Origin of the sequence: Asticcacaulis excentricus (assembly GCF_003966695.1) — a bacterium.
In the GTDB taxonomy this organism is placed as follows: Bacteria; Pseudomonadota; Alphaproteobacteria; order Caulobacterales; family Caulobacteraceae; genus Asticcacaulis; species Asticcacaulis excentricus_A.
This window is the reverse complement of sequence record NZ_AP018827.1, coordinates 65,727-87,283: the sequence shown is the minus strand read 5'-3', so window position 1 is coordinate 87,283 and position 21,557 is coordinate 65,727. Positions and strand designations below refer to the sequence as shown.

Here is a 21,557-nt window from a genome sequence, read left to right as displayed (position 1 = left end):
GCGCGAATTATTTCAGATCCGCCTTGAATGTCATCGGCAGAAGCTCCGACAGGGTCAGGGTCTGCGTAATGCCGCCTTCGTCGCACAGATGGATTTGCGCCGAGCCATCGGAAAACTCAGCCAGCTTCTGACGGCAGCCGCCGCAGGGCGGACAGGCGGCTTTTTTGGGGGCGAAGATGGCGATTTCGGCCACCTCTTTCGCGCCGCCCATGATCATCTGGGCCAGGGCCGAGGTTTCGGCGCACCAGCCCTGCGGAAAGGCGAGGTTTTCGACATTGGTGCCGCTGAAGATACGCCCGTCCGGCGTGCGAATAGCCGCACCGACAGGAAAACCGGAATAGGGGGAATGGCTGAAGGCCGCGGCGGCTTTCGCCGCTTCAAACAGATCGTGAGACAAGTCTGGCTCCGTTTATGGGCGTAGAGCTTGCCGCATTGCCGGAGTAAGCGCCAGTAAAATCTGCTCCCGGTGTTGCTCCACCTCCACGCACTTCGCGGGCTCGGCCAGAGCGTAATCAGTAATTCATGCGCAGCGTCACGCCGACCATGCGCGGTTCACCGGCGATAAAGGTGGCGATACCGAGGTTGTCGCCCGTATTGCCCGCATCCTTGATATAGGCTTCGTCGGTGACGTTATCGGCGAAGACTTCGACCGACCACGGGGCGTTCAGCGGCGCGTAGCCGAGACGCAGGTTCAGGAGGCCATAGGCGTCCTGCTTCTCATCCTGCTTCGTGTCGGCCACCGGGCGCAGGCCCGCCACCGCCGGCTGATACTTCGGCAGGTCGTTATTGTCGTCAAAGACGCCGTCCGATTGCCAGGTATAGGTCGGGGTGAACCAGAAGCGGGCGTTCTGCGTGCTGAACTTGAAGCGGCCGCCCAGCGACAGGCTGTGGTCGGGATTCAGGCGGAAGCGGTTGCCTTCATACAGACCGTTGCCGAAACGGGCGTGGCTGTAGGCATAGGTGACAAACAGGTCGGCCCCCGGCGTCAGGCGATAATAGGCCTGAGTCTCCAGACCATAGGCGTCGGCTTCCCCGGCGCTGACCGTGATCAGGCCGCCGCTTTGTGTCGCCACCTGCGTCTGAAAGTTCTTGTACCTATAGCCATAGACCGCGGTATCCCAGCTCAGGCGACCGTCCAGCAGGCGCGTCTTCAGGCCCAGTTCGAGGCTATCGACGGTTTCGGCGTCGGCATAGGTGAATTTCGGCGCGGCCAGCGGCGTGCTGCCCGAATCGCCGCTAAGCACCTTGGGCTGACGGCCGCGCGCCAGCGAAGCATAGGCGTTGACCGTATCGCTGAAGGCATAGCGGGCCACCAGACGGTAGGTGACACCATCATCCGAGAAGCTCTGATCGACGCGGTTGCCATTGCCCGGCGTCGGCTGCTTGAAGATACCGACCGGCGGCATACCGGCGACGACGGCCTGAGTGACGACGGGCGTTACCTGCGCCGTCCAGGCATTGATCTGCGCCTGCGACGGCGCGGTGCCAGTCGCGGTGACGTATTGCGTGACCAGTTGTGTCACCTGCGCCTGCACATTGGCGGTGATCACCGGCGTCAGGCTGGAGGCCGCCGCCAGAGCCGAGGGGTTTTCCACAGAGGCGGCATAGCCCGACACCTTGTCGTCCTGCGTATAGCGCACGCCCGCGCTCAGTTCGAGCTTGGGCGTGGCGCGCCAGGTGAGGTCCGCATAGGCGTCCACCGACTCGGTCTTGCCGAAATTCGTCGAAGATTCGCGGTGATTGGTCAGCACATAGGGCGACAACACGCCGAAAACGGCAGTGGCGGTCGCGTCCAGCACCGCGGGCGATTGCGGCGTCGGGCGCGCCAGAGCATTCGCGAGGAACAGACCGGCCAGCCGCTCATTGATCTGCATCGGCACGGCGGTCGAGGCCTCTTCCTTGAAGTAGCTCAAGCCCGCAAACCACGACACCGCCCCGCCCGCATCGTAGTTGAGGCGCAGTTCCTGCGACCACTGCTTGCCCTTAGCGTCTTCGGCGATGGCCAGCAGCGGCAGCGACATGCCGTCGGCGTCAAACACTTCCGAAGCCGAGAAGCGGCGATAGGCGCTGATCGACGACAGACGATAGGCCTCTGACAGACGCCATTCGCCCAGAAGCGTGGTGCCGGTCACGGTGCGCTCCAGCCCCAGATCGCGGTTCTTGAACCCCGCGCCATTGGCCAGAGCCGCACCGGAGGTCGGCGACAGGTCGCCGATCACGGCCCCCGTCTTCGGGTCGATCGGGGTAAAGGTGCCGGACTTGAAGCCCGTGCCCGGCGTCGAATCCTTTTGATAGTTGCTGATCAGGTCGAAACGCAGGGCATCGCTCGGACGCCAGGCGGCGGTAAGGCGCAGGGCATCGCTGCCCAGACCGTTGAAGTCCTCGCCGCCCAGAAGGTTTTCGGTATAGCCGTCGCGGTGCTTGGCACGGCCCGACAGGCGCACGGCCAGCGTGTCGCTGAGCGGCACGTTCACCATGGCATCGACCATACGGTAATTATAGTCACCGACGCTGATCGCCGCCTTGCCATCCAGCACGGGTTTGGCCTTGGCCTGAATGATATTAACGGCCCCGATCAGAGCGCCGCGCCCGAACAGGGTCGATTGCGGGCCCTTGGCCACTTCGACGCGGTCGAGATCGAACAGCTCGACATAGGCGCCGCGCGAGCGCGAGATCGACACACCGTCCTGAAACACCGAAACACGCGCTTCGCCGGTCGCCGCGCCCGAATCGGAGGTGATGCCGCGCATCACGAAGCCGGGGTTGTTCGGCGATTGATCCTGCACCTCAAAGCCCGGCACGAACAGCGACAGCTCGGCGAAGTCGGTGACACCGACATCGGTCAGGAAGGACGCACTGAGGCCCGTCACCGCCGCCGGGACGTTGAGCAGCTTCTGTTCACGCTTTTGCAGCGTCACTACGATTTCCGGCACACCGGCCTCATCCGACCCGGTGACGGTCTGGGTTTGAGCCAGAGCCGGTGCTGCCAGCATCAGGGCGACAACGGAAACGGAGGCAAGGCGCAGGACGGACATGGACGGCTTCCTTTGGCAGGAGGATGAGACAGAACATCCATCGCTTAACCAAGGCTTATGACAGTAGGGTTGCAGCCGTCACAATTACGCCCACATCCTGCAGATTGCTGCGCCCTGTCACGCAAAAGCGACAATTCCGGGCGAAACTGTGAACCTGTGCGTCAACGAGTCGTATTAGATGTTGTCGTTATTTTTTCGCGTCCCCCTCTTGTCAGCCGAAACCGTAACTCTTATAGTTACGCTTATCGCAGATCATTCTCTTAAAGGAGCCCGCCATGCGTCACGTCTTCAAATCGACCCTTATCGCCGCCGCCCTGTTCGCCGGCTCGCTGACCCCGGCCTTCGCCGCCCCGGAAACCTACGCCCTCGAAGCGACCCACACCGAAGTCGTCTTCTCATGGACGCACTTTGGCTTCTCGAAGCCGACCGCCAAGTTCATGAACGCCGTCGGCACGCTGGTGCTGGACGAAGCCGCTCCGGCCAATTCGTCGGTCGAAGTCAGCTTCGCCATCGACGGCCTGAACACCGGCGTCGCCGCGCTGGACGGTCACCTGAAGTCGAAGGACTTCTTTGACGCCGCCACCTACCCGACCGCGACCTTCAAATCGACCAAGGTCGATGTGACCGGTAAGGACACGGCCAATGTCACCGGCAACCTGACCATCCACGGCGTCACCAAGCCGGTCACCCTGGCCGTCAAGCTGAACAAGATCGGCGCCAATATGAAGGGCGTGAAGACCGCAGGCTTCAGCGCCACGGGCCAGATCAAGCGTTCGGACTTCGGCATGGGTGCCTATGTCCCGGCGGTGAGCGACGAAATCGCCCTCGTCATCACGGCCGAAGCCAACAAGAAGTAAGACCGGTTTACGGTTCGTTTTTTCCGGGGGTGCGGTCACGGCCGCGCCCCTTTTTTATTCAGGTGTTCCCGATGACGTCGCAAAACCCCCTACCCACCCTCTATATTCCGCATGGCGGCGGCCCGTGCTTCTTTATGGAGTGGAACCCGCCGCATCTGTGGGACCGCATGGGCGACTATTTGCGCGACATCCCCCGTCAGGTGGGGCAGCGCCCGAAGGCCATACTGGTCATCTCGGCGCACTGGATGACCGAACGCTTCACGGTGCAGACCAAGGCAAAACCGGGCATGTTGTTCGACTATTACGGCTTTCCCGACCATACCTACCGGCTGAATTACCCAGCCCCCGGCTCGCCCGAACTGGCCGAGCGCGTCATTGCTCTGGCGGCAGAGGCGGGTATCCCGGTCGATCGCGACGCCACGCGCGACTACGACCACGGCGTGTTCGTGCCCTTCCTGCTGATGTACCCTGAGGCCGACATTCCGGTGGTGCAACTGTCGATCAAAAGCAACTGGGACCCGCAGGCGCATATCGCGCTGGGCAAGGCGCTGGCCCCGCTGCGCGATGAAGGCGTGCTGATTGTGGCGTCGGGCATGAGTTTCCACGACCTCAAGGCCCTGATCCGCCTGAGCCTGGCCCATGAGCCGGTCAATGGCTCCCACCATTTTAATGACTGGTTGAACGACACGCTGACGGCCCACACCGGTGAGGCCCGCGAAGCGCTGCTGCGCGACTGGTCAAAAGGCGCAGGGGCGCGCATCGCCCACCCGCACGAAGACCATCTGGTGCCGCTGTTTGTCGCCGCCGGAGCCGCCAGCGACGCGAAGGCGGTGCGGACCTATGACGAGACACTGAAACCGATGAACACAGCGGTTAGCGGCTTTCAGTTCGGCTAGCTTGGCAGTTTTTATGCGATGAGCGTCAGTTTCGCCACTTCCGTGCCTGAGCGTAGGTGGCCATAATCCGTGCATGAACGGAGGTGTCGCATGTACGATCTTTATATCGCCAACAAGAACTATTCCTCGTGGTCGCTGCGCCCGTGGGTGCTGCTGAAAACGCTGGGGATTCCCTTCACCGAGCACCTGCACTATTTCTCGACCCCCATCGGCGAGAATGTGCAGTTCAAGGCCTTTTCGCCGTCATCTCTGGTGCCCGCCCTGCACGATCAGGGCCTGACCATATGGGATTCTCTGGCCATAGCCGAGTATGTCTATCAGGCGCATCCGGCCGTGTGGCCTGCGGATCGTGAGGCGCGCGCCTTTGCCCGTTCGGCAGCGGCGGAGATGCACTCTGGTTTTTCGGTCTTGCGCACCATCTGCACCATGACCTGCGGACTGCGGGTAAAACTGCACACGATCAGCCCGGCGCTTCAGCGCAATATCGACCGTCTGGATGCGCTGTTCAGCGAAGGGCTGAGCCGCTTTGGCGGGCCGTTTCTGGCGGGCGACACCTTCACGGCGGTGGATGCCTTTTACTGCCCCGTGGCCTTCCGCGTGCAGACCTATGGCTTAAGGCTGAGCCCGCCCGCGCAGGCCTATATCGAGCGCCTGCTGGCCCTGCCCGCCATGCAGGACTGGTACGCGGCGGCGCTGGCCGAAACGGCGCGCGAACCGGAGCACGAGGCCGAGGTGACGGAGGCGGGTGTCGTACTGGCCGACTATCGCGCGGTTTAAAAAAGAGTTTGGCGGGAGGTTATCCGGACCTCCCGCCGCGGCAGGAAAACCTGCCGTTACACGCCGCAGCAAAAACGACGCATAAGGCGCTTCACGGTCTGAGCGAAACCGTGGAGTCCGGAGGAATGGGGCGGAATAGAGATTTCGGTGAAGGTGGCCGCGCGCTTAAGCGGCGCAGGCCGGGCGCGGCTGTCGGGAGACAACTGAGGCGCCATAAACGGGTCGGGGGTACGCATACTGAAAACGCCTGACTATGGGTTACACAAGATATGCCGTACTTAGCATACCGTATAATCCAGAATAATGCTGTTCTCTTAATGTGCGATTAATGCGCGGTACGGTTGAAATGCGTAAGATCAGTGAACGGACGAGGTAGACCCGTTTTTCAGCTCGTCCTCCAGCCACTCCATATCGTCGTCGCTGAGGCCGAAATGGTGCCCGGCTTCGTGGATCAGGATATGGGCGACCAGATCGCCCAGCGGCACGCCGGTTTCGGCCCATTCATCAAGGATCGGGCGGCGGAACAGGTGGATCATCGGCGGCAAGTCGCCTGTGAAGGTCTCGGTTTCCGCCGGACGGCCCGTATAGAGGCCGGTCAGTTCAAACGGGTCTTCGATGCCCAGATCGGCCAGCAGGTCTTCGGCGGGGAAATCCTCAACGATCAGCACCACGTCGCGCAGATACCCAGCGAAGGGCTCCGGCAGCTTGCTCAGCGTGTCTCTGGCCACGGCTTCGATATCGCCCAGCGACGGCGGCGGTCCAAACGCGGTCTGGCTCATTCGGCGGCCGGGCGATCGACGGCGTTTTCCGGATAGACCTCGACCGGCTTTTCGCCGTCCCACACCACCCAGTATTGCCCCAGCCGCCGTTTCCGCTCAATGGCTTCGGACACGGCTTCGCGCAGCACCGTCAGGGCATGATTTGCGTAAGCCGACACATCTTCGCGGTTCATTTCACCTGCCCTAACAAACGCTTCAACCCCTCAAAAAGAGACGGGCTCGCCACCTGGCAATCCTCACCTGATTGATGAAAGATCACCTCTGCGTGGCCATCATCGTTCATGTAGCACACGCAGACGTCAGCCCTCATTCTATAATCAATCAGAAGATTGCGCAAACTGCGCGGGAAACGCCGTTCTATATCGGTCTGAGGTATATCATGTCCGCCATGCGCAACACGCTCAGCCACGCGCCGTTCAGAGACTGAGCCTAAAACGCAAACGCCGCCGGGACAAGTCGTCCCGACAGCGCAGCGATAGCGGCTTTTGACCGAGATTAAATCTCTACGTCTTCCGGCAGACCGACCACATGGAAGCCTGCATCAACGTGCACCACTTCGCCGGTGGTGGAGAGGCCAAGGTCAGAAGCCAGCCACAGGGCCGCCCCGGCGACGCCTTCCATCGAGGTTTCTTCTTTCAGCAGCGAAAACTGACCCGACTTGGCGTGCAGCGAACGCCCACCGGAGATACCGGCCAAGCTAAGGGTGCGCATGGCGCCCGCCGAAATGGCGTTGACGCGGATCTTCTTGGGGCCGAGGTCGCGGGCGATATAGCGCGTCGAAGCCTCAAGCGCCGCCTTGGCCACGCCCATGGTGTTGTAGTTCGGAATGACGCGCTCAGAACCCAGATAGCTCAACGTCACCAGCGACCCGCCGTTCGGCATCAGCTCAGCCGCGCGACGCGACACATCAACGAAGGAGAAGGCCGACACATTCATAGCCAGCAGGAAGCCTTCGCGGGTGGTGTTTTCAACGAACGAACCTTGCAGTTCGTTCTTGTTGGCGAAGGCCACCGAGTGGATCACAAAGTCGATTTCGCCGTAAATCTCTTTGAGTTTGGCGAAGGCTGCGTCCATCGACGCATCGTCGGTGACATCGCATTCGATCAGGTGCTTGACGCCGATGGATTCGGCCAGCGGCCCGACGCGGCGCAGCAGGCTTTCACCCATATAGGAGAAGGCCATATCCGCGCCCTGCGCCGCCAGTTGCGAGGCAATGCCCCAGGCGATGGACTTGTCATTGGCAACGCCCATGACCAGGCCCTTCTTGCCCTTCATCAGCTCGCCCTTGGGGAATTTCCAGCCGTCTTCAGCCATATGTCTAATCCTATGAATACACCCTCCCCGCTGCACAGGGAGGGATTTGAATTACAAATCCGCCTGCGACAGGATGATCGAGCCGTTGGTGCCGCCAAAGCCGAACGAGTTCGACATCACGGTTTCCAGCGCGCCGTCGCGGCGTTCACGCAGGATCGGCATACCGTCAAAGGCCGGGTCGAGTTCCTCGATATGCGCGCTCTTGGCCGCAAAACCGTGCTGCATCATCAGCAGGCAGTAGATCACTTCCTGTGCCCCTGCCGCACCCAGCGAATGGCCGGTCAGCGACTTGGTCGAGGAGATCAGCGGAGACGCTTCGCCAAAGACGTTGCGCACCGCGCCCATTTCGCGCTCATCGCCCACCGGCGTCGAGGTGCCGTGCGGGTTGAGATAGTCGATCTTGCGGCCACCGGCCTGACGCAGGGCCTCACGCATACAGCGCTCCGCCCCCTCACCTGACGGGGCCACCATGTCGTAGCCGTCCGAATTGGCGCAATAGCCGACGATTTCAGCCAGAATATTGGCCCCGCGTGCCTTGGCCCGCTCATAGTCTTCGAGCACGACCGCGCCGGCGCCCCCGGCGATGACGAAGCCGTCGCGGTTCTTGTCATAGGCGCGCGATGCGACCGAAGGCGTGTCGTTAAAGTTCGATGACATGGCGCCCATGGCGTCGAACAGGTTGGACAGGGTCCAGTCCAGTTCTTCGGTACCGCCGGCAAACATCACGTCCTGACGGCCCAGCATGATCTGTTCCGCCGCCGCTCCGATGCAGTGCACCGAGGTGGCGCAGGCCGAAGAGATCGAATAGTTGATGCCGCGAATCTTGAACCAGGTCGCCAGCACCGCCGAAGGGCCCGACGACATGGCCTTGGGCACCGCGAAGGGCCCGATGCGCTTGGGCGACTTCTTTTCGCGCGTCGTGTCGGCGGCTTCGACGATGGTGCGCGTCGAAGGGCCGCCCGCGCCGAAGATGATGCCCGTGCGCTCGTTGGAAATATCGCTCTCTTCCAGACCGGCCGACCTTATGGCCTGCTCCAGCGAGACGTGCCCATAGGCCAGACCGTCCGACAGGAAGCGCGCCGCGCGGCGATCGACCAGAGGCGTCCAGTCGCCGATGGTCGGTTTGGCGTGCACCTGACACTTGAAGCCCAGCTCGGCATAGTCCGGCGCGGCGACGATGCCCGATTTGGCGTCACGCAGCGAGGCCGCAACCTCGTCTGCGCCCGTGCCGATGGATGAGACGATACCGAGACCGGTGATAACAACTCTACGCATAGTTCGCTTCCCTGTAGTCGAGGGGGTGCTTTTGATCAGACCAGATCCTTGGCGTCGAACAGGCCGACGCGCAGGCCCGACGCCGAATAGATCGGCTTGTCGTCAGCCAGCACCACGCCTTCGCCGATGCCCATGATCAGCTTGCCCGTCATGACCCGCTTCATATCTATCTTATAGGTCACCTTTTTGACGGACGGCGTGACCTGACCGGTAAATTTGACGTCGCCGACGCCCAGAGCGCGGCCGCGGCCCGGATTGCCCGACCAGCCGAGGAAGAAACCGACCAGCTGCCACATGGCATCAAGGCCCAGGCAGCCCGGCATGACCGGATCACCGATAAAGTGACAGGCGAAGAACCACAGGTCGGGATTGATGTCGAGTTCGGCCTCGATATAGCCCTTGTTGAAGGCCCCGCCGTCCTGCGTGATCTGCGTGATACGATCCATCATCAGCATCGGCGGCGCCGGCAGCTGGGCATTGCCCGGACCGTACATTTCCCCGCGCGAACAGGCCAGAAGGGCTTCATAATCGAAAGACGAAGGACGGTCGCTCATTGGGGCTCCGGATAGAATCTCACACACATATAGCTGTTACGCGGCGCTTAATGGCGCGTTCGTAACAGGCTGTAAAGATGCGTTACACGCATAGAGGCCGCGGCTCAATGGCTTTTGTTGTGAAATTTAGCTCGCGAAGGCGTACTAACGCACGCCCAGCGGGGTGCCCAGCCGCGTAAAGGGGTCCGGGCGTTTACACGCTGCGCCTTCCTGCGCCCCCCACAGACGGTCCTGCGGAGCCCAGCCATCGACATTGCCGACCGAGACCTTGCAATAGCCCTTCTTGCACTTGTCGAGCGTGGCCAGAGCGCGCGGATTGAGTCGCGCCTTGACCTTGGCGGTGGGTTTGGCGGCGCTCAACAGGTCGATCTTTTGCGTGCCCATCGACACCACGCTGCGCTGCGACTTCAGCATCGAGCGGCTGACCCAGGCGATGCCGCCGTCCGGATCGCAGATCATGCGCCATTCGCGGGTTTCAGAAATGATCTGCACCGGCAGGTTCTTCTGGCGATAGGTCCACAGGACCTTGTTTTCCTTGGTCGGGCCGGAGCGGGCATAGACTTCGTTGGAGCGCAGTGAGGCCCAGCGCGGCACGGGCTGCTTTGAGGGCGTGTTGAACGACTCTTCCTCAGCAGACCCGGCCTGCGCGGCGGGCGCAACGCCGCCGCAAACCATCCCCAGCGACAGGGCCAAAACAGCCGCCCTCGCCCACCCCGACTTGACGCGGGGGCACGGCCTATGGTGTGGTGATTTCACTGAAAAAAACAGGCTGAACAGGGTCGGCATCGGCAAAAGCAGACGGTTAAGGGGGCGTGGAAAGGTCTTCGACACTGGGCTTGCAATGCTTCAGATTTGGTTAACCAGACCCTAAAAAACAGTCCTGAACGAAAATGCCGTCAAAGGGTCAACGCATACCATGAACAAGAAATTGCCATGAACAAGAAATTGAAAGTCGTTATGACCGTGAAACTGCCCGACGGGGTCGAAACGCGGTTCCGCGAACTGTTCAACACCACGCTCTGGCTCACCAAGGACCCGATGCCGCGCGACAAGATGATCGAGGCGGCGCAGACCGCCGAAGTCCTCGTCTCTTCGATCAATGACCGCATCGACGCCGAGTTTATCGACGCCTGCGGCGAACAGCTCAAGATGATCGCCAATTTCGGCGTCGGCTATGACCATATCGACGTCGCCAAAGCCGTCGAAAAAGGCATTATCGTCACCAATACGCCGGGCGTGCTGACCGAAGACACGGCCGAAATGACCATGGGCCTGATCATCGCTGTGGCGCGCCGTTTCGTCGAAGGGGCTGAAACCGTACAGCGCGGTGAATTTTCCGCCTGGTCGCCGACCTTCATGATGGGCCGCCGCATCTATGGCAAGCGGCTGGGGATTGTCGGCATGGGCCGCATCGGTCAGGCGCTGGCACGGCGCGCGCGCGCCTTCGGGATGCAGGTGCACTATCATAACCGCAAACCGGTGTCGCAGCGCATTTCAGACGAGCTTGAAGCCACCTACTGGGACGATCTGGACCAGATGCTGTCGCGCATGGACGTGGTGTCGATCAATGCGCCGGGCGGCCCCCACACCTTCCACCTGCTCGATGCCGAACGACTGGCCAAACTTCAGCCGCACGCCATTCTCGTCAACACGGCGCGCGGGCAGATCGTCGATGAAGAGGCGCTGGCACACCTCCTGCGCGGCAACAAGATCGCCGGCGTCGGGCTTGACGTCTATGAGCGCCTGCCCGGCATCAATCCGGAACTGTTCGGCCTGCCCAATGCGGTACTGCTGCCGCATATGGCGTCTTCGACCATCGAAGCGCGCACCGATATGGGCGACCGGGTGATCCTCAATATCAAGACGCTTCAGGACGGCCACCGCCCACCCGATCGCGTCATCCCGGCGATGCTGTAACGTCTCACGACAATCAAGCCCCGCTCTTTACAGCGCCTCCCCTGATTTCAGGGGAGGGTGGCCTGAAAGGCCGGGTGGGGTTAATCCGTCCTTTTCAACCCCACCGTCTTTTGTCGCTAACGCGCCAAAATCCACCTCCCCTGAAATCAGGGGAGGCGCTGAGATGAAAAAAGTTTTTCACAGGTTTCCGAAAAATGCCCCTTGCAAAGGCTGCGGGCTTTTGTCTATAAGGCGCACCTCTTCGGCGGACACGCCGGTGGATAACAGAAACGAGCGGGTGTAGCTCAGCGGTAGAGCGCCACCTTGCCAAGGTGGATGTCGAGAGTTCGATCCTCTTCACCCGCTCCAATCTGTTCCATAAAATACAAGGGGTTAGAGGTTGCTACACCCTCCCCCGCAAGCCAATCAGATAAGCTAGGTAAGCAAGAGGTAAGCAAAAGCCTTGCTTTAAAATCGGCTTCGGCACCGCAGTTGTACGTGTGAGAGCCACCAGCGTGATGCAATCCCCGAGCAATTTCCGAGAGCGAGTAAGGCTAGACATTTGGCCACAAATGAAATTCAGAACCGGGAGGCCACGGAAACTTGGAATTTCGCCTTTGGGCTCGGTCACCTTTTTCGGCCCTTGGTCCAAACACCAGAACTGCACATGGCGCGCCAGACTCTGAAATGATAGTCTCATCCCGTTAGGATTTGTGTGACCGGAGGGGTGGGTGGAAGATCAGATTTTTTTTAAAATTTTAGGGGCGATAGTCGTCTTTGTTGTAGCCCAATTTGTTTGGGCGGGATTGTTCGGCGGTTTCGGAAAGGCACGCGACTACTTTAACTCGCCAGATGATCCCAAGGAACCACCTCCTCCCCTAGACCCCCGGACTGGCGAGATCAAACCTCGGAAGACCAAAGGCGACCGCATTATGCATCTATTCGGAAACCTTGTCCGAATAGGCATGGTTTTAGGCGTGATGCTCACAGTGCTGTACTATTGCAACCAATCCATTCGTCGAGATGGATGCGAGTATGTTCGCTCAATGGCCTGTGAAAACTACTAACGCCTCAGACGCAAATGATGTTCTGTTCTCCGCGTTATTTAACGCGCACGCACGCCCGCGCGGAATTATCGGCAGCTAGGGATTGCCGACATGTCGGCGTAGCTCAGTAGGCTCTAGCTGTTCACAACTGTTTTTTCAGTTACGCCCTACACAGAAACAGGCTCCGCCCCTAGCAAAACCTATCAAATTGCACGGTGGGGAGCCGATAGTATTTGATAGGGCGAGCCCCCATGCGGGAAACGACTTTTTCCTAGAGCGGTTACACACGCGCGCGCGGAATGTTCGGGCAGGCGGCATCAGTTTTTTGACTCAGCCTACGCTAAGCTAGACATATTCGTTCATTGTTTATGTTGCTACCACGACACCGGCCAACAGCGTTACACAAGCGGCATTGCTAAGAAACGAGAACCCACGCCGCTATTATATGCGCGCGTGCGCCCGCGCATTGGTGTATAAAAATCTGCATCCAAGTACCGCAAAAATTTAGAACACGGTGGGATTTGACGCATTTACGGTGGGAAATGGCACCACCGTCACCCGAAAGGAACCGCCTAAAACCCCGCCACGGTGGGAAAAGGCACCACCGTCAAAGCCTCTTTCGTTAGCGGTACGGTGGGATATGACACCACACATATACATTCTAGCCATAGGCCGTGAGAAGATAGACGCTCTCATCCTGAGCTAGAGGGTAGCGAACGACGCGCTGCCTAACAAAAAGGCAAAGCGCGTCTGAGCGGCATCGTGTTGAAAGTCCCTGCCTCTACGTGGTCATGTCTCAGAGGAGCAACGACCGATGAGTTTGGATGATCCAATTATTCTTCAAAATTTCGACTTCGGAGTTCCGACCCATCGCGTGGGTTCAGGTTGCGGTCGATATTCATCATCCAGCGGATCGATTTAACTTCCTTGAACAGGTCGCCAAGCTTCCACGCAATGTAGGCTAACATGAGTGCAATGATCTTTAAAACCCACGAGTCACCCTCCAATTCATCCCTCCCGACACTTCATCGACTATAACTTCACGTCGCCTAAAATTCCGCCTGCATTGGACACAGTTTTATACCATTAATGCGAATGGACCTCGTTTCTCCCATGACGTCATAGACACAGACCTTAGTCATGCCGTCCGGGTACTCACCTTTGTAAAATCCTTTTTGAGAACGGTTCGACTTAATGGAATCGTCCTCGATTTGAAGCGGGCATATTTCAGTTGAGTTGTAGGCGTAGATTTCATTGTTCGAGTAAAGGCAACGGCGCATATTGTCCTTAACGCCCAAATCCCTAACCAGAAAGTAGGTCATTGCACTGGCGGGTGTGGCAATCCCAGTAAGCAGTGACATCGCACTTAGAAACAATATACCTTTCATATCTCCTCCCGGCCCTAGCTTTAGGTTCTCCGCATCATTATGGCCCATGCCTGAACGAAGAACACAATTTTTCGGCGATTCTTCGGCCCGCCACAATCTTCACCCCAGTCACAATTCTGTGTCAGGCGTTGTGACTCTCAGCCTAGATTTTGCGATGGTGTTTCCTGCCTCGTTGCCACATCAAAAGCCTTCCATTTCATGAAAGCCTTTGTCGGTTTATCTCCCGTACGATCACAAGGAAAGACGGTTAGCCTATATTCAGCCGCCAATCTCACCTTACAGGCAAAGCTACCCTCTTGCGTCCGTTCAATAAAGCCGCGCGCAATAAGGCCGTTAAGTGAGGCCGTAACTGTCTTCGCGTCTATCAGGCACTCAGAGGCCAGGTCCCTCACCGACGCCGCCAGATAGCCATTGTTCGCGCCCTTATAGCGCCCTGCAATGGCCAGATAGACCGCACGGGCTTGGGGCTTAAGGCTTCGCCATGCCTCAGAGGCAAGCATGTAATTGAACAGTTGCACGAAGGCAGGGCCGCCGGAGTTGCGGCCCTTCTGATTTCGTTTTCGGGTCATGGGTTAAGCGTCTCCGCCACCCATGAGACCACGCTTACGCGCCTCCGCTTCTGCGGCTTGCAGGAGGGTGATTAGCTCAGGCAGGAGCGCCGGGTTGAATGAAATACCTTTAGCAGTAGGGGCGAAGGTTTTTGCCGCTGAGAAGCGACCGTAAACCCGTATGTCCGCCAACTTAAGGCCCTTGTACTCCTGCAACGCGACCCGGATTTCTTCTGTGGCGTTTTTTGTCACATGACCAATCGGGAGAGGCAGATCACTCATTCAGCCCCTCCTTCATCTCTGATAGCCATATCCAGTTTACGCCGGGCGGCTTTCAGGCATTGCGCCCGGTGAAGGCCGGGGGGCGCGTGAAGCGCCTCCCAGAGCCACACGAAGACCATTTTAAGGGGCTTAGACATGCTCCCCCCCTTTCGTCTCGCCGGTGGTGGCGACCCATTTAATGGCCTTGCAGCCGCCTTCGCCCATGCCACGCAATCCGGAATCACGGATCAGGCCCATGCGTGCCAACTCGCTACACCGGGGGCGTATTGACATAAGCAAGTCACGCCCGCCCGCGTCATGAAGCGCGCGGGTAATTTGCTCGGGCGTCATGGCTTCGGGGTGAACCGCTGCCAGCACGCCATAAACCCGCTCACGCTGTTTAGGCGCTGTTATCGCCTTCGCTATCGCCGCAAGGCGTGCCGTCTCGCCGGTGGCGTCTTTTCGCCAGCGAACCGGACCAGAGAAATCAGGTTCGGCCATTTGCGCCTCCCAAAGCCAGTTCGACGGTCAAGCGGGCAATCGAAGGGGGAAGGCCAGCGGTTCGGCTCAGACGGCCCATAAGGGCCTTGCGCGCCGCCAGAATGACGCTATCAGAGGTGATGTAGCCCCTAAGCTCACCACCGCCCCCGCGCACACAGGCAGTGCCGGGGGCGTTCTCAATTGTGTGCATGGTGTTAGCCCTCCGCCCCGATATCAGAGGTCGAACGCTTGGGGCCGGTGGTGATAGACGCAGCCCAAGCGTCGAGTTCGCTCACCTCATAAAGGGGCGTTCGATTTGCCTTCCGGAACAGCGGCCCACCACCAAGTGTTGCCAACTTGGCTAATGTGGCGGGAACCCGCTTGATACCGTGGGTCTGGAAAAGATATTCGCTCGCCTCGTTGCGGCGAAGGGGGCGTGTCTGAGAAACCATAGCGTCACTCCGAGAAGTTAGTGGGTGACGGTTCTAATATTCCAGCTCTTTCCACACGCGGATAGCAGCGCTAAGCGCTGTCACGTGGTAGCGCTTAGCGCTGTCAGCGCTTGGAGAACTGTGGTTTCAACGCTCTCAGAATTGCTGACTTATCAGCGTCCGCATATTTTGGGTCCAGCAGAATTAAGTCTGCTATTCTGGATCGGGTCGCATTAGGTTCCGCGTCCATGTAAGGCCTCGCAACTTCCGCCCATTTTCGGTTGTGGCCGCCGCCTTTTCTTCTGGCGTTTGCTTGATCGATCTGCGCCTTTTTAGCCTTCCCGAACTGCTCCCAGAACGTGTTTTCCCACATCTGAGCAAGGGTATAGTTCTGAGAGATAGAGAACACATTAGCGATGATGATTGCCATGTGAGTGGGTTCGTCAACTGCATCAGGGTTACGACCGTCTAGCGTACCTTGGACCACTCGCAGGTCCCGAAAAAGGTCTCCTGCAATGGTTACAACAGCAGGTAGCTCGGTGCCGTCCCTCATAACTAGGGCGTCGCAAAACTTCGCCATCTGGTCCAACTCCTCGAAAGAGGAGTTGAAAACTACTAGGGCGGGTCCAAATTCGCTCTGGTGGACATGACGCTGCGGAAACTCAAACCCCTCCCCCTCTAGCAATCGGTAAGCAATGTTTCGCGCCCCCGTCAGTAGGTGCGTTGCCGCCGCCTTGAAATCTCGCGCCTCCAAGGCCAACCTAAAAGCCTTTACGTCTTCATCGACTTCTTTAAGAGCCAAGACGGGGGTACGGTCTGAGTTCATTTATTTATTCCTTTTGGCAAAAGCTTTCACTACGCGGCTAAGCCATCATGAACTCGATTTCTCGCGAAACCTGATTAGCCGCCGCGATAAGCGCGGTGTCCAAGAAGTGGATGTACCTTTGTGTCACGCCCGCCGAAGAATGACCGAGTAAAGCGGATATGGTGATCTCGGTTAGTCCCAAATCGCCGCCCGTGCTTGCATAGGCATGACGGAGGCCGTGCGGTGTTAGGCCGTTGAGATTTGCTTCCTCGTCGGTGTTCAACCGCCCCAAAACGCGCTTCCACGCGCCGGGTAAGCCGCCATACGGAGTGTTTTGATCCAATGGTGAGGGGAACACATAGTCACCCTCACGCGGCAGGCTATTCAGAAGCGCCACCACCGCCGACCCGATGGGCCTTACAGAGCACCCAGTTTTTGTGTCCGAAAGCCTTAGGACTTGCCCCGGCAAATCTACTTCTGTCCATTTTAGATTTTGCGCCTCACCCAAGCGGCAGCCTGTCAGAGCGATAAGGCGGAACACACCGACAGCCTGCCACACTTCGCCAGCGACCTCAGAAGCCCGTAGAGCCTTACCAAGCAGGGCGTATTGTTCAGCACTGAGGCGGACTTCCCTACGCTTGTCCGGGGGCCGCTTGACGCCGCGACACGGGTTTGTTTCTAAATGCCCCCGATCCACCGCATATGAAAAAATGCCGCCCAACAAACCAACCGTGCGAGCCGCGACACCAGAACCGCCGGTGGTGCGGACGGTCCCCCGTTTTTTCGTCGCCGGGTCTTTTGCGCGGGTAGCGGTTCGCCCTTGCGCCACTGCGTCCATAAAACGGCGCACGTCAGCAGAAGTGACGGCCCCCACCTTTCGCTTACCTAAGTGCGGGATGATGTGCCGATTAATGCGGTAGAGGTCTTCCTGATGGGTAGAGGCCTTTTTGGGCGCGCCACTTTTGCCAAACACCACCGCCCGCTTCGGATCACGCAAACCCAGTTCGACAGCTTCCACATATTCCGCGCACAATGCGGCTACCGTTAGTTCCTGCTTTAGCTGCTTGCCACTTTCGACAGGATCAGCCCCGCCCGCAACCTGCCCCAGAGCGGCCCTAGCAAGCCGCTCCGCCTCTTTGGGGGTGATGTGGCCGTGCTGTCCAAGAGTAAGCCGCCGGGAGCGCCCCTCGCGGTTCCTGTACTGGACAAGGTAGCTCTTTTGGCCCCCCGGCTTCACCCGAACGCCAAATCCCTTGACGTCCCTATCCCAATAAACCGCGTCCTTATCCGCAGGGAGCGCATCGACGGCTTCCTTGGTTATTCTAAAGGCGCTTTTTTTCGGCATTTGTCAGGCTCCTTGCTTACCCGGTAAGCATGGGGTAAGCATAATGTAGCCAATGTGGGTAATTTCCCATATTTGCTACCACTTACTTTTTGCCTTTAATCGGTTATAATTACAAGGGTTAATCGACAATGCGAAATTTGAGGTAAGCATGGGAAATTACGTAATCGCCACCTTGCCAAGGTGGATGTCGAGAGTTCGATCCTCTTCACCCGCTCCAATCTGTTTACAAAGCACAAAAGGCCGGATCGCTGATCCGGCCTTTTGTGCTTTGATACCCCAAACCCTTACCGCTTATCCCCAGCCACCGGATTGACAGTGTCTGTCATTCGCAGGAGCCTCACGGGCAGAAAAGGGGGCCTCTCATGACATCGGCAAACACACGTCAGCTTCCGTTCGCTATCGCTTTTGCCGTCCTGTCTTTAATAACCGTGGCGCTGGGGGCGCTGACAATGCAACAGGCGGGGCTGAGCGCCGGGCTGTGGCTGCGTAACCCGGTGGTGTGGCTGGGGGTTGCCGAGCTTTTTGCAAAATCACCCACCCAATCCGCTTAAAGCCCGCTTGCGCCGCCCCTTAAAACGGGTACGTTTGTTGCAGCCGCTAAGTCCGGTAAAGACCGTCTTGGGCGCATTGTGTGCCGAAACGGGTCAGGTGGGAGTTTGTGCGCGCGATGCTTCTGGAAAGCGAAGCCGATCTGATCGTGGTTCTGGGGGTTCTGGCGGCGTTGCTGCTGGGTGCAGCCATCGTCGCGGGCCTGATTGCCATCATCAAAACCTCACAGGTGCGTCAGTTTCAGGACCTGCTGTTCAAGGCCGAGCGCAAGATAGATCAGCTTGAGCGGCGCATGTTCAATGTGCTCAACGCCGTGCCGGTGGCGCTGGTCGAAACGGATGCCACAGGCAAGTTCATCTTCGCCAACAAGACGGCGCATCAGCTTCTGGGCCGCAAGGATAACGAGCTGATCGGCTTACGCTTTCACTCGGCCACCTGGGGCATCACCTATCCCGACGGTCGCGTCATTCCGCCCGACCTGCTGCCCATTGCGCGCACCCTGCGCGGTCAGACGGTGAAGGGCTTTCAGCACCTGATCGTCAATCACGGCAGCCGCACCAAGGTGCTGGTCTCCGTCACCTCCATGCCGATCATGAACACCAATGGCGAGGTGATCGGTTCGACCACGGCGCTGGTCGAGATCGAAACGCAAACCGGCGAAGGCGTAGGCGATATTTCCGGCGTGTGGCGCGGCCACTGGTTTACCGCCGCACCTGTGCCCTTCTGGGGGCTGGATCAGAACGGGACGGTGCTCGACCTCAATCCGCGCGTTGGCCACCTGCTCGATACGCCGCGCGATCAGGCGATGAACGCCAACTGGGCCAAGGTGTTTGTCGCCGATGCCGATTTCCAGAAGGCCGTCGATTTCCTCGCCGACCTGACGCCCGAAGATCAGGGGGGCCGTCCGGCCTCCATAAACCTGTCGCTGAAAGACGTGCGCGGTCAGGCGCATCCGGTCATCCTCACCGCCTGGATCGTGCATACGCAGGACGGCGAAGCGCAGGGCATTACCGTGGCCGCCATCCCCACCACCCAGACCCTGACGGTGAGCGAGACCCCGGCCTTGGCCGCACCCGTGGCCCCGGCCCTGTCCGACGAGGCGCAGCAGGCGCTGGAAGACCTGCAAAAGGCCGAGCTGGCGCGCGCCGCTCTGGGGGTCGGCGTGTGGTCCTACGACCCGGTGTCGGACTCGATTGTCGAAGACGAAGGGATGCGTCGCCTGATCGGGCGCGAATTTGACGGCGGCCCGACGCGCATCACCGCCGAAGACCAGTTGCGCGCCAACGAGGTGTTCGGCGACCTGATGTCGGGGCAAAGCGATACGCTCGATCTCGACCTGACCATTCCACAGCCGGATGGCACACTGCGTTACGTCTCATTGAAAGGACAGGCGCAGAGGGTCGATGGCCGCCGCGAGCTGTTCGGCGTGGCCATTGATGTGACGCATGCCAAGGCGGCCGCAGCCCCTGCGCCCCTGCCCGTCCCTGAGCCTGTGGTTATCGAAGACACGGCGAAGATCGAGGCGCTGGAGGCCGATCTGGCGGCGCTCGGCACGGCCCGCAGCGAGGCCGAGGCTGAACGCGACGCCCTGCGCGCCGAACTGGAGGCCCTGAAAGACGCGGCTTCCAGGTCTGAAACCGCGGAACCCGGCGAAAACCCGGAGCTGGAGGCCCTGCGCACCGAGCTGGAAGCGCTGAAAGCCGAACCCAAATCGGAACCGGAAGAGAGCCCGCTGAGCGTGGCGCTCGAAGCCTCTCTGGCCGAAATCGAAACGCTCAAGGCGCGCGCCGCTGAGTTGACGGCGCTGGAAAGCGAGCTGGAAACCCTGCGTCAGGACTATGCGACTCTGGCGCAAACCGCCGCCGCCGAAGCGCAGCCCGACACGCGCGACGCTGAAATAGAGGCGCTGAAGGCCGAGATCGCCGAATTGCAGGGCCTTAAGGCGCTGGAAAGCGAACTGAGCGCGCTGAAGGACGAAAAGGCCGAACTGGAGGCCGAATTTGCCGCGCTTCAGGCCGCGCCTGTGCCGGAAGCCAAGCCGGAGCGTCATCTGAGCGACATCGCCGGGGACCTCAGCCCGCTACACCGTCAGTGGAAAAGCGACGGCACGCTGACGCGCCTTTCGACCGGCTGGCAGGCCCTGACCGGTTGCGGCGCGCCGGAATTCTTTGGCGAAGGCTGGCTCGACAGCCTGCACCCGGACGATCAGGACCGCATCCACGCCGAACTGGCCGTGCATCTGGCGCAAAAGACGGCGGGCGAGCTGTCCTATCGCGTCAAGACGCCCGACGGCTTTGCACCGCTGCTGGAGCGCCTGAGCCCGGTGGTGACGGACGGACAGTTCGAGGGGCTTCTGGGGGTGGCGTTTGACCTGTCGGCGCACCTGCCCCCGCCGCCACCGCCTGTCGTCGAGGCCGGTCCGGACCGTCTGGAATTCCTTACGATGAAGGCCCGCACCGGGCAGCTTGAGCTTGAGATCGCGCAGCTACAGCTCGCCAAGCTGGAGCTGGAGCGTCAGGCCGAGCGTCTGGATACGGCCTTGGCCCTGTCGCAACGCTACGAGACGGTCGGGCGTCTGGCCGGAGATGTCGCGGCCGACTTCTCGCAGATGCTAAACGTCATGAACGCCGCGCTCGACATGATCGGGCGTCAGGCCGACAGCCCGGACCTGCGCCGCCTGTCCGAAGCCGCTCTGGCGGCCGGCAAGCGCGGTGAACGCCTGACGCGGCAATTGCTGGCCTTTACCACCGAGGCCAAAGAGAAGGCGTAAGCCAGCGCGGGCTGCTATAAAACCGTCGCAAAAACGGCCTATGGGCGGAGGTCTCAACCTTTACGCAGGATCGTTCATGACCGACAGCGCACCGCTTACCTTTGGCTGGGAAGAATGGGTTGGCCTGCCCGATCTGGCCCTGCCGGCCATCAAGGCCAAGGTCGATACCGGGGCGCGCACCTCGGCCCTGCACGCGGTGGATATCGAGGTGTTCGGCACGCCGGAACGCCCGCGCGTGCGCTTCGTGGTCAATCCGGTGCCGGGCCGTTACGATATCGAGGTGGCCTGTTCCGCCGACCTCAAGGATCAGCGCGAAATCACCTCCTCCAATGGCGAGACGGAGTGGCGCTACGTCATCGAAACCCACATTTCGATCGACGGCGTCAACCACCCGATTGAGGTGTCGCTGACCAACCGCGCCAATATGGCCTATCGTATGCTGATCGGGCGGCAAGCGCTGGAAAGCCTCGGCGCGCTGGTCGATCCGACGGCGGGGCAGCGCCTGCCGGTCCTGTCCTACGACGTCTATAACCGCGCCGATGCGCCCAAGG

Annotated in this window: 23 protein-coding genes, 1 tRNA gene and 1 pseudogene; 9 read left to right on the top strand and 16 right to left on the bottom strand. The window is 59.9% G+C overall.

Annotation, left to right across the window (positions count from 1 at the left end; genetic code table 11):
- Positions 1-7 precede the first annotated feature (7 nt).
- Together cdd and EM6_RS00460 are read right to left on the bottom strand one after the other, a co-directional pair.
- Positions 8-397 carry a cytidine deaminase gene (gene cdd / locus EM6_RS00465; protein WP_126419524.1) on the bottom strand — a complete coding sequence of 130 codons (390 nt, stop codon included), beginning with the start codon at positions 395-397 and terminating at the stop codon, positions 8-10.
- 115 nt (positions 398-512) lie between these two features.
- Complete coding sequence (locus EM6_RS00460) at positions 513-3,035, bottom strand: TonB-dependent receptor (RefSeq protein ID WP_126419523.1); 2,523 nt, start codon at positions 3,033-3,035, stop codon at positions 513-515.
- Between the two features lie 275 nt (positions 3,036-3,310).
- Here EM6_RS00460 and EM6_RS00455 point away from each other — a divergent pair, with 275 nt between their 5' ends.
- From EM6_RS00455 to EM6_RS00445, 3 genes are all read left to right on the top strand, one after another.
- Positions 3,311-3,892 (top strand): YceI family protein, encoded by a 582-nt coding sequence (locus EM6_RS00455; RefSeq protein WP_126419522.1) that lies wholly within the window; start codon positions 3,311-3,313, stop codon positions 3,890-3,892.
- A gap of 71 nt (positions 3,893-3,963) precedes the next feature.
- Positions 3,964-4,788, top strand: coding sequence for a DODA-type extradiol aromatic ring-opening family dioxygenase (locus EM6_RS00450; protein WP_126419521.1), 825 nt, complete (start codon positions 3,964-3,966; stop codon positions 4,786-4,788).
- 90 nt (positions 4,789-4,878) lie between these two features.
- Positions 4,879-5,565, top strand: a complete 687-nt coding sequence (locus EM6_RS00445; protein ID WP_126419520.1) for a glutathione S-transferase family protein — start codon at positions 4,879-4,881, stop codon at positions 5,563-5,565.
- A 356-nt stretch (positions 5,566-5,921) separates the two neighbouring features.
- On the opposite strand, the gene EM6_RS00440 is transcribed toward EM6_RS00445, so the two are convergent.
- The 6 genes from EM6_RS00440 to EM6_RS00420 form a co-directional block, all read right to left on the bottom strand.
- Complete coding sequence (locus EM6_RS00440; RefSeq protein ID WP_126419519.1) at positions 5,922-6,344, bottom strand: metallopeptidase family protein; 423 nt, start codon at positions 6,342-6,344, stop codon at positions 5,922-5,924.
- Positions 6,341-6,517 (bottom strand): hypothetical protein, encoded by a 177-nt coding sequence (locus EM6_RS17255; protein WP_172961094.1) that lies wholly within the window; start codon positions 6,515-6,517, stop codon positions 6,341-6,343. The genes EM6_RS00440 and EM6_RS17255 overlap by 4 nt, the downstream gene beginning before the upstream one ends.
- A 322-nt stretch (positions 6,518-6,839) precedes the next feature.
- Positions 6,840-7,658, bottom strand: a complete 819-nt coding sequence (locus EM6_RS00435; RefSeq protein WP_013478302.1) for an enoyl-ACP reductase FabI — start codon at positions 7,656-7,658, stop codon at positions 6,840-6,842.
- Positions 7,659-7,709: 51 nt separating this feature from the next.
- Positions 7,710-8,933 carry a beta-ketoacyl-ACP synthase I gene (gene fabB, locus EM6_RS00430; RefSeq protein WP_126419518.1) on the bottom strand — a complete coding sequence of 408 codons (1,224 nt, stop codon included), beginning with the start codon at positions 8,931-8,933 and terminating at the stop codon, positions 7,710-7,712.
- Between the two features lie 35 nt (positions 8,934-8,968).
- Positions 8,969-9,487, bottom strand: coding sequence for a 3-hydroxyacyl-[acyl-carrier-protein] dehydratase FabA (gene fabA, locus EM6_RS00425; protein ID WP_126419517.1), 519 nt, complete (start codon positions 9,485-9,487; stop codon positions 8,969-8,971).
- A 144-nt stretch (positions 9,488-9,631) separates the two neighbouring features.
- Complete coding sequence (locus tag EM6_RS00420; protein WP_232037060.1) at positions 9,632-10,180, bottom strand: SH3 domain-containing protein; 549 nt, start codon at positions 10,178-10,180, stop codon at positions 9,632-9,634.
- A gap of 240 nt (positions 10,181-10,420) precedes the next feature.
- Between EM6_RS00420 and EM6_RS00415 the strand changes: the two genes are divergently transcribed.
- From EM6_RS00415 to EM6_RS00405, 3 genes are all read left to right on the top strand, one after another.
- Positions 10,421-11,404, top strand: coding sequence for a 2-hydroxyacid dehydrogenase (locus EM6_RS00415; protein WP_126419516.1), 984 nt, complete (start codon positions 10,421-10,423; stop codon positions 11,402-11,404).
- A 273-nt stretch (positions 11,405-11,677) separates the two neighbouring features.
- A tRNA-Gly gene (locus EM6_RS00410) sits at positions 11,678-11,752 on the top strand.
- A 362-nt stretch (positions 11,753-12,114) separates the two neighbouring features.
- Positions 12,115-12,450, top strand: a complete 336-nt coding sequence (locus tag EM6_RS00405) for a hypothetical protein (RefSeq protein WP_126419515.1) — start codon at positions 12,115-12,117, stop codon at positions 12,448-12,450.
- 1,028 nt (positions 12,451-13,478) lie between these two features.
- Here EM6_RS00405 and EM6_RS00400 read toward each other — a convergent pair.
- The 8 genes from EM6_RS00400 to EM6_RS00365 all read right to left on the bottom strand — a co-directional run bounded on the left by EM6_RS00400 (position 13,479) and on the right by EM6_RS00365 (position 17,687).
- Positions 13,479-13,913, bottom strand: a complete 435-nt coding sequence (locus EM6_RS00400) for a hypothetical protein (RefSeq protein ID WP_126419514.1) — start codon at positions 13,911-13,913, stop codon at positions 13,479-13,481.
- A gap of 41 nt (positions 13,914-13,954) precedes the next feature.
- Positions 13,955-14,386 carry a helix-turn-helix domain-containing protein gene (locus EM6_RS00395; RefSeq protein WP_126419513.1) on the bottom strand — a complete coding sequence of 144 codons (432 nt, stop codon included), beginning with the start codon at positions 14,384-14,386 and terminating at the stop codon, positions 13,955-13,957.
- Positions 14,387-14,389: 3 nt separating this feature from the next.
- Complete coding sequence (locus EM6_RS00390; protein WP_126419512.1) at positions 14,390-14,647, bottom strand: transcriptional coactivator p15/PC4 family protein; 258 nt, start codon at positions 14,645-14,647, stop codon at positions 14,390-14,392.
- A gap of 129 nt (positions 14,648-14,776) precedes the next feature.
- Positions 14,777-15,127 (bottom strand): hypothetical protein, encoded by a 351-nt coding sequence (locus tag EM6_RS17455; RefSeq protein ID WP_197723578.1) that lies wholly within the window; start codon positions 15,125-15,127, stop codon positions 14,777-14,779.
- A complete protein-coding gene (locus EM6_RS00380; protein ID WP_126419511.1) occupies positions 15,114-15,317 on the bottom strand; it encodes a hypothetical protein in 204 nt (67 codons plus the stop codon). The genes EM6_RS17455 and EM6_RS00380 overlap by 14 nt, the downstream gene beginning before the upstream one ends.
- Before the next feature lie 4 nt (positions 15,318-15,321).
- Positions 15,322-15,558: a hypothetical protein gene (locus tag EM6_RS00375; RefSeq protein ID WP_126419510.1), complete on the bottom strand. Its 237-nt coding sequence runs from the start codon at positions 15,556-15,558 to the stop codon at positions 15,322-15,324.
- 103 nt (positions 15,559-15,661) lie between these two features.
- The gene (locus tag EM6_RS00370; protein WP_126419509.1) at positions 15,662-16,363 is read right to left on the bottom strand and encodes a hypothetical protein; all 702 of its coding nucleotides are present in this window, start codon (positions 16,361-16,363) and stop codon (positions 15,662-15,664) included.
- 37 nt (positions 16,364-16,400) lie between these two features.
- On the bottom strand, positions 16,401-17,687 hold the full coding sequence (locus tag EM6_RS00365; RefSeq protein ID WP_126419508.1) for a tyrosine-type recombinase/integrase: 1,287 nt from the start codon (positions 17,685-17,687) through the stop codon (positions 16,401-16,403).
- 362 nt (positions 17,688-18,049) lie between these two features.
- Here EM6_RS00365 and EM6_RS00355 point away from each other — a divergent pair, with 362 nt between their 5' ends.
- The 3 genes and pseudogenes from EM6_RS00355 to EM6_RS17700 form a co-directional block, all read left to right on the top strand.
- The gene (locus EM6_RS00355) at positions 18,050-18,238 is read left to right on the top strand and encodes a hypothetical protein (protein ID WP_126419507.1); all 189 of its coding nucleotides are present in this window, start codon (positions 18,050-18,052) and stop codon (positions 18,236-18,238) included.
- A gap of 116 nt (positions 18,239-18,354) precedes the next feature.
- Positions 18,355-21,006, top strand: a complete 2,652-nt coding sequence (locus EM6_RS00350; RefSeq protein ID WP_232037128.1) for a PAS domain-containing protein — start codon at positions 18,355-18,357, stop codon at positions 21,004-21,006.
- 40 nt (positions 21,007-21,046) lie between these two features.
- Positions 21,047-21,436 (top strand): annotated as a pseudogene (locus EM6_RS17700) (ATP-dependent zinc protease); the annotation flags it as partial.
- Between the last annotated feature and the right edge of the window lie 121 nt (positions 21,437-21,557).

What these genes read in the sequence shown, in the direction of transcription:
- EM6_RS00395 (WP_126419513.1), bottom strand. Translation starts at nt 14,386, where the DNA reads ATGACCCGAAAACGAAATCAGAAGGGCCGCAACTCCGGCGGCCCTGCC.
- EM6_RS00370 (WP_126419509.1), bottom strand. Translation starts at nt 16,363, where the DNA reads ATGAACTCAGACCGTACCCCCGTCTTGGCTCTTAAAGAAGTCGATGAA.
- EM6_RS17255 (WP_172961094.1), bottom strand. Translation starts at nt 6,517, where the DNA reads ATGAACCGCGAAGATGTGTCGGCTTACGCAAATCATGCCCTGACGGTG.
- fabA (WP_126419517.1), bottom strand. Translation starts at nt 9,487, where the DNA reads ATGAGCGACCGTCCTTCGTCTTTCGATTATGAAGCCCTTCTGGCCTGT.
- EM6_RS00435 (WP_013478302.1), bottom strand. Translation starts at nt 7,658, where the DNA reads ATGGCTGAAGACGGCTGGAAATTCCCCAAGGGCGAGCTGATGAAGGGC.
- fabB (WP_126419518.1), bottom strand. Translation starts at nt 8,933, where the DNA reads ATGCGTAGAGTTGTTATCACCGGTCTCGGTATCGTCTCATCCATCGGC.
- EM6_RS17455 (WP_197723578.1), bottom strand. Translation starts at nt 15,127, where the DNA reads ATGGCCGAACCTGATTTCTCTGGTCCGGTTCGCTGGCGAAAAGACGCC.
- EM6_RS00415 (WP_126419516.1), top strand. Translation starts at nt 10,421, where the DNA reads ATGAACAAGAAATTGAAAGTCGTTATGACCGTGAAACTGCCCGACGGG.
- EM6_RS00375 (WP_126419510.1), bottom strand. Translation starts at nt 15,558, where the DNA reads ATGGTTTCTCAGACACGCCCCCTTCGCCGCAACGAGGCGAGCGAATAT.
- EM6_RS00350 (WP_232037128.1), top strand. Translation starts at nt 18,355, where the DNA reads ATGCTTCTGGAAAGCGAAGCCGATCTGATCGTGGTTCTGGGGGTTCTG.
- EM6_RS00450 (WP_126419521.1), top strand. Translation starts at nt 3,964, where the DNA reads ATGACGTCGCAAAACCCCCTACCCACCCTCTATATTCCGCATGGCGGC.
- EM6_RS00365 (WP_126419508.1), bottom strand. Translation starts at nt 17,687, where the DNA reads ATGCCGAAAAAAAGCGCCTTTAGAATAACCAAGGAAGCCGTCGATGCG.
- EM6_RS00355 (WP_126419507.1), top strand. Translation starts at nt 18,050, where the DNA reads ATGACATCGGCAAACACACGTCAGCTTCCGTTCGCTATCGCTTTTGCC.
- EM6_RS00460 (WP_126419523.1), bottom strand. Translation starts at nt 3,035, where the DNA reads ATGTCCGTCCTGCGCCTTGCCTCCGTTTCCGTTGTCGCCCTGATGCTG.
- EM6_RS00455 (WP_126419522.1), top strand. Translation starts at nt 3,311, where the DNA reads ATGCGTCACGTCTTCAAATCGACCCTTATCGCCGCCGCCCTGTTCGCC.
- EM6_RS00440 (WP_126419519.1), bottom strand. Translation starts at nt 6,344, where the DNA reads ATGAGCCAGACCGCGTTTGGACCGCCGCCGTCGCTGGGCGATATCGAA.
- EM6_RS00390 (WP_126419512.1), bottom strand. Translation starts at nt 14,647, where the DNA reads ATGAGTGATCTGCCTCTCCCGATTGGTCATGTGACAAAAAACGCCACA.
- EM6_RS00380 (WP_126419511.1), bottom strand. Translation starts at nt 15,317, where the DNA reads ATGCACACAATTGAGAACGCCCCCGGCACTGCCTGTGTGCGCGGGGGC.
- EM6_RS00445 (WP_126419520.1), top strand. Translation starts at nt 4,879, where the DNA reads ATGTACGATCTTTATATCGCCAACAAGAACTATTCCTCGTGGTCGCTG.